This is a genomic window from Kineosporia sp. R_H_3 (assembly GCF_002198675.1).
Lineage (GTDB): Bacteria > Actinomycetota > Actinomycetes > Actinomycetales > Kineosporiaceae > R-H-3.
The window spans coordinates 1-5,160 of the sequence record NZ_MWLL01000235.1; the positions used below are offsets into that span (position 1 = coordinate 1).

3 protein-coding genes and 1 pseudogene are annotated in these 5,160 nt (G+C 73.2%); 1 reads left to right on the forward strand and 3 read right to left on the reverse strand.

Features of this window, described 5'->3' with window-relative positions; genetic code table 11:
* Nucleotides 1-353: pseudogene (locus tag ECOMGDLI_RS35010) on the forward strand (hypothetical protein); the annotation flags it as partial.
* A gap of 58 nt (nt 354-411) precedes the next feature.
* On the opposite strand, the gene ECOMGDLI_RS29700 reads toward ECOMGDLI_RS35010, so the two are convergent.
* From ECOMGDLI_RS29700 to icmF, 3 genes are all read right to left on the reverse strand, one after another.
* Nucleotides 412-756 carry a hypothetical protein gene (locus ECOMGDLI_RS29700; protein WP_088320444.1) on the reverse strand — a complete coding sequence of 115 codons (345 nt, stop codon included), beginning with the start codon at nt 754-756 and terminating at the stop codon, nt 412-414.
* Between the two features lie 237 nt (nt 757-993).
* A complete protein-coding gene (locus ECOMGDLI_RS29705) occupies nt 994-1,500 on the reverse strand; it encodes a MarR family winged helix-turn-helix transcriptional regulator (RefSeq protein WP_088320445.1) in 507 nt (168 codons plus the stop codon).
* Between the two features lie 58 nt (nt 1,501-1,558).
* Nucleotides 1,559-4,822 (reverse strand): fused isobutyryl-CoA mutase/GTPase IcmF, encoded by a 3,264-nt coding sequence (gene icmF / locus ECOMGDLI_RS29710; protein ID WP_233153674.1) that lies wholly within the window; start codon nt 4,820-4,822, stop codon nt 1,559-1,561.
* Nucleotides 4,823-5,160 lie beyond the last annotated feature (338 nt).

The window sequence follows — 5,160 nt, forward strand, 5'->3', positions numbered from 1 at the left end:
AGGAGCAGCGCCGCGAGGAGGAGCGCCGCCGGGAGGAGGAACGCCGGCGGGAGGCCGAGCGCGAGCAGGCCCGGGCCGCCGTCGCGGACGCGGAGGACGCCCTGGACGCCGCCCGCAGCGCCGAGCGGCTCGCGGCGGACGCGCTCGACGAGGCCCGGGAGGAGTCCGAACGGCGGCACGCCCGGGTCGCCGAGCTCGAGGAGGCGCTGCGCCGGGCCCAGGAGGCCGCGGGCGAGGCGACGGCCGCCGTCCGGCCGCGACGGCGCGAGCAGGAGGCCGCCCGGCACGCGCTCGAGGTCGCGACCCGGGCGCTGGAGCGGGCCCGGGCGCACCTCGACCGCCTCGGCGGCTGAGCGCCGGGGCGGTCGAGGTGCGGTGCGGTCGGGCCCGGTGGGGTCGGGCCCGGTGCGGTCAGCGCCGGTTGAGGGTCCAGTAGGACTTGCCGCCGTCGAGCGCCGCGAAGTAGACGTCGACCTCCTGGCCGGACTTCTTGTACCAGCGCGGGATCCCGGTCGCGGCGCCGACCGTCCAGCCCTTCGCGACGTAGGCGGCGTCGAGCGAGGTCAGCGTGGCCGACACGGTCCTGGGCGACATGACGACGGCCTTGGAGCTGCTCTGGGAGACGATCGTCCCGGCAGGCAGGGGGGCGGTCGCCGTCGGCCAGCCGGACGACGAGCCGCCGCCGGCCTGGGCGACGCTCGGGGCCCCGACGACGAGCAGCGCCGCTGCCACCACGACCATCAGGATCTTCTTCACCGCGGGTCCTCCAAGGGGGCTCGAACTGTCACCTCTGACACTTCCCCCGACGAGGTAGGGCCCGATATCGGACCTCGGGGCTCGTCCGAACGGACGACTCCAGTCCTCGTCCTAACGGTGTGTCGGCCCAACCACGCTCCGTGGTCCTAGTACCTGGTCGTACGACCCCGGGCCCGCGGCGGGCCCCTGCGCGCAGTCCTGCGCGCGCTCCTGCGCGGGGTGCTGCGAGAGGCGCGGCTAGAAGTCGCCGGCGTCCCGGCGCATCGTCGCCAGGACGTCCACGAGCGTGCGGACGTCGTCCGTGGGCAGGCCGGGGCGGGCGAAGACCTCGGCGTTGAGCGCCTCGGTCGCCTTCGTGGCGAGCTCGCGCCCGGCCGGCGTGAGCGCGGCGAGGGTGGTCCGGCGGTCGGTGGGGTGCGGCGTCCGCTCGACGAGGCCGGTCGCCTCGAGCCGGTCGACGGCGTTCGTCACGCTCGCCGGGTGCACCTGGAGGCGCTCGCCGATCCGGCTCAGGGGCAGGCTGCCGCGGCCGCTGAAGAGCAGGAGCATGAGCACCTCGTAACGGGCGAACGTCAGCCCGAGCGGGCGCAGGACCGCCTCGACCCGGGCGAGCACGATGGCCTGCGCGCGCATGAGCGAGGTGACCGCGGCCATGCCCTCGGCGGCGTCCGCCCAGCCGTGAGCGGCCCAGTGCCGGCGTGCCTCCTCGACCGGGTCGAAGGGGAGCGGGGCGCGCGAGGACATGGACGTCATCGTGCCATCCCGGTCCGCCGCGTGATCCGGTCCGCCGACCGCGCCGCGGTCACACGTTGCGGCGGTACTGCCCGCCGGCCTCGAAGAACGCGGCCGAGACCTGGCCGAGCGACAGCACCCGCACGGCGTCCATGAGCACCTCGAAGGTGTTCTGCCGGGAGGCCGCGACCTCCCGCAGCCGGTCGAGCATCGCCGGCGCCTCGTCGCGGTGGGCGTCGTGGAAGGCGCGCAGCCGGGCGAGCTGGGACTGCTTCTCCTCGTCCGTGCCGCGGGCGAGGACGAGCGGCGCGGACGACGTCGTGCCCGCGCCGTCCGGGTCGAGGAAGGTGTTGACCCCGACGAGCGGCAGCGTCCCGTCGTGCTTGCGCTGCTCGTAGAGCATCGACTCGTCCTGGATCCTGCCCCGCTGGTACCCGGTCTCCATCGCCCCGAGCACCCCGCCGCGGTCGCTGATTCGCTCGAACTCGGTGAGGACGGCCTCCTCGACGAGGTCGGTGAGCTCGTCGACGACGAACGACCCCTGGAGCGGGTTCTCGGTGCCGGCGAGGCCCCACTCGGCGTCGATGATCATCTGGATCGCCAGCGCCCGCCGGACCGAGTGCGGGCTCGGGGTCGTCACGGCCTCGTCGTAGGCGTTGGTGTGCAACGAGTTCGCGTTGTCGTAGATCGCGCAGAGCGCCTGCAGCGTGGTCCGGATGTCGTTGAAGTCCATCTCCTGCGCGTGCAGGGACCGGCCCGAGGTCTGCACGTGGTACTTGAGCTTCTGGCTCCGGTCGCAGGCGCCGTAGCGCTCCTTCATCGCGACCGCCCAGATCCGCCGGGCGACCCGGCCGATGACGGTGTACTCGGCGTCCATCCCGTTGCTGAAGAAGAAGGACAGGTTCGGCGCGAAGTCGTCGACGGCCATCCCGCGGGCGAGGTAGCTCTCGACGTACGTGAAGCCGTTCGCCAGCGTGAACGCGAGCTGGCTGATGGGGTTCGCGCCGGCCTCGGCGATGTGGTACCCGCTGATGGAGACCGAGTAGAAGTTGCGGACGTCGTGCGCGATGAACCACTCCTGCACGTCCGCCATGCAGCGCAGCGCGAACTCGGTCGAGAAGATGCACGTGTTCTGGCCCTGGTCCTCCTTGAGGATGTCGGCCTGGACCGTGCCGCGGACCGTGCGCAGGGTGCGGGCGCGGATCGCCGCGGCCTCGTCGTCCGTCGGCGGCCGGCCGTGCTCGGCGGCGAACGCGTCGACCTGCTGGTCGACCGCCGTGACGAGGAACATCGCGAGGATCGTCGGCGCCGGGCCGTTGATCGTCATGGAGACCGAGGTGGTCGGCGAGCACAGGTCGAAACCGGCGTAGAGCGCCTTCATGTCGTCGAGCGTGGCGACCGAGACCCCGGACGTGCCGACCTTGCCGTAGACGTCTGGCCGCTCGGCGGGGTCGCGGCCGTAGAGGGTCACGGAGTCGAACGCCGTCGAGAGCCGCGTCGCCGGCTGGCCGGCGGAGAGCAGGTGGAAGCGCCGGTTCGTCCGGAACGGGTCGCCCTCGCCGGCGAACATCCGCGCCGGCGCCTCGCCGTCCCGCTTGAAGGGGAACACCCCTGCGGTGAAGGGGAACGAGCCCGGCAGGTTCTCCCCCCGCAGGAAGGTGACGAGGTCGCCGTGGTCGTGCGTGCGCGGCAGCGCGACCCGCGGCACCGACGTGCCGGAGAGGGTCACCCGGCGCAGCGGGACGCGGAACTCGTTGCCCCGCACCGTGTAGACGAACTCCTCGCCCTGGTAGCGCTCGGCGGTCGCCGCCCAGCCGTCGACGAGCGCGAGGACGTCGGGGTCGAGCCGTGCGAGCTCGGCCTCGGTGCGGTCGACCAGGGTCTGCACGGCGTCGGTGCCCGCCGCTGCGGCGGGCCCGGACCCGTTCTCCTGCAACGCCTCCAGCGTGGTCCGCAGGTGCTGCCGGCGGCGGGCGAGACCGGCGAGGTCGCCGGTGCGCGCGTGGTAGCCCCGGACCGTGTCGGCGATCTCTGCGAGGTAGCGGACGCGGGCCGACGGGACCACCGTCGCCAGCCGGGTGCTCGCCTTCGTCGTGACGCGGGGGAGTACCCCCGGGCCGGCCTCCAGGCCCCTGCCGTCGGGCAGGGCCACGAGGAGGTCGCGCAGGTGGTGGTAGAGCGCGGTCACGCCGTCGTCGGCGAAGCGCGCGGCGCTCGTGCCGAAGACCGGCATGTCCTCCCACGGCACCCCGAACGCCGAGCGGTTGCGGACGAGCTGGCGGGCCACGTCGCGGCGGGCGTCCTCGGCGCCGCGACGCTCGAACTTGTTCACGGCGACGACGTCCGCGAGGTCGAGCATGTCGATCTTCTCGAGCTGGCTCGCGGCGCCGTACTCCGGCGTCATGACGTAGAGCGAGACGTCGACGAGGTCGACGACCGCGGAGTCGCCCTGGCCGATCCCGGGCGTCTCGACGACGACGAGGTCGAAACCGGCGGCCCGGCAGGCGGTGACGACGTCGGTGAGGTGGTCGGGCACCTCGGAGGCCGCCCCCCGGGTCGCCAGCGAGCGGAAGTACGTGCGCCCCGGGGCGAGCGCGTTCATCCGGATCCGGTCGCCGAGCAGGGCACCGCCGCCGCGGCGCCGGGTGGGGTCGACGGCGAGCACCGCGACGCGCACCTTGTCCTCGGTGTCGAGGCGCAGCCGGCGGACCAGCTCGTCGGTGAGCGAGGACTTGCCGGAGCCTCCGGTGCCGGTGATCCCCAGCACCGGTGCCGGCCGGCCGGCGGCCGCGGTGCGCAGCCCCTCGAGCAGGGCGGACGGCGCCCTGCCGGCCTCGATCATCGTCACCGCGCGGGCGAGCGCACGGTCGTCGCCGGAGAGCACCGCGTCGAGCGGGGCCGCGTCCGCGCCGGCGGCGAGGTCGACGTCGCACGCGGCGACCATCTCCTCGATCATGCCGACGAGACCGAGCCGCTGGCCGTCCTCGGGGGAGAAGATCCGCACCCCGCGCCCGGCGAGCACCGCCATCTCCTCGGGGACGATGACGCCACCACCCCCGCCGAACACCCGGACGTGGCCGCAGCCGCGCTCCGCGAGCCGGTCGACGAGGTAGGTGAAGTACTCGACGTGGCCGCCCTGGTAGCTGCTCACGGCGACGCCCTGAACGTCCTCCTGGACGGCCGCCTCGACGATCTCGTCGACGGAGCGGTCGTGGCCGAGGTGGATCACCTCGGCGCCCTGCGCCTGGAGGATGCGCCGCATGATGTTGATCGAGGCGTCGTGCCCGTCGAACAGGCTCGCCGCCGTGACGAACCGGACGGGGTGTGCGGGCACGGGGGTCTCCTCGACTCTTCGGAACCTCAATAGTTGGGCATCCAAGTTTTAGAGTCAAGGCGTCGCCGATGCTCACGCTGCGTCGATATCGGGCTGCCATTCGTCACCGAAGTGCGACGAACGAGACGAACCGCACATCAAGCCGGGGTCAAACGGCTGAATAGGACCCGCCCGGGGGTTGCCCCGAACCGGTCGGACAGGCCAAGTTGTTCACCGTGCGTTCCAGCGAAGTCCCCGGACGGCTCATCTGATGGCTCACAGTGACGACAACGTGAGTCATGGCGGGCTCCTCCTCGAGGACCGGCCCTCGCGCCGCCCCGGCCCCAACCGCCCCGCGC

What these genes read in the sequence shown, in the direction of transcription:
- ECOMGDLI_RS29705 (WP_088320445.1), bottom strand. Translation starts at nt 1,500, where the DNA reads ATGTCCTCGCGCGCCCCGCTCCCCTTCGACCCGGTCGAGGAGGCACGC.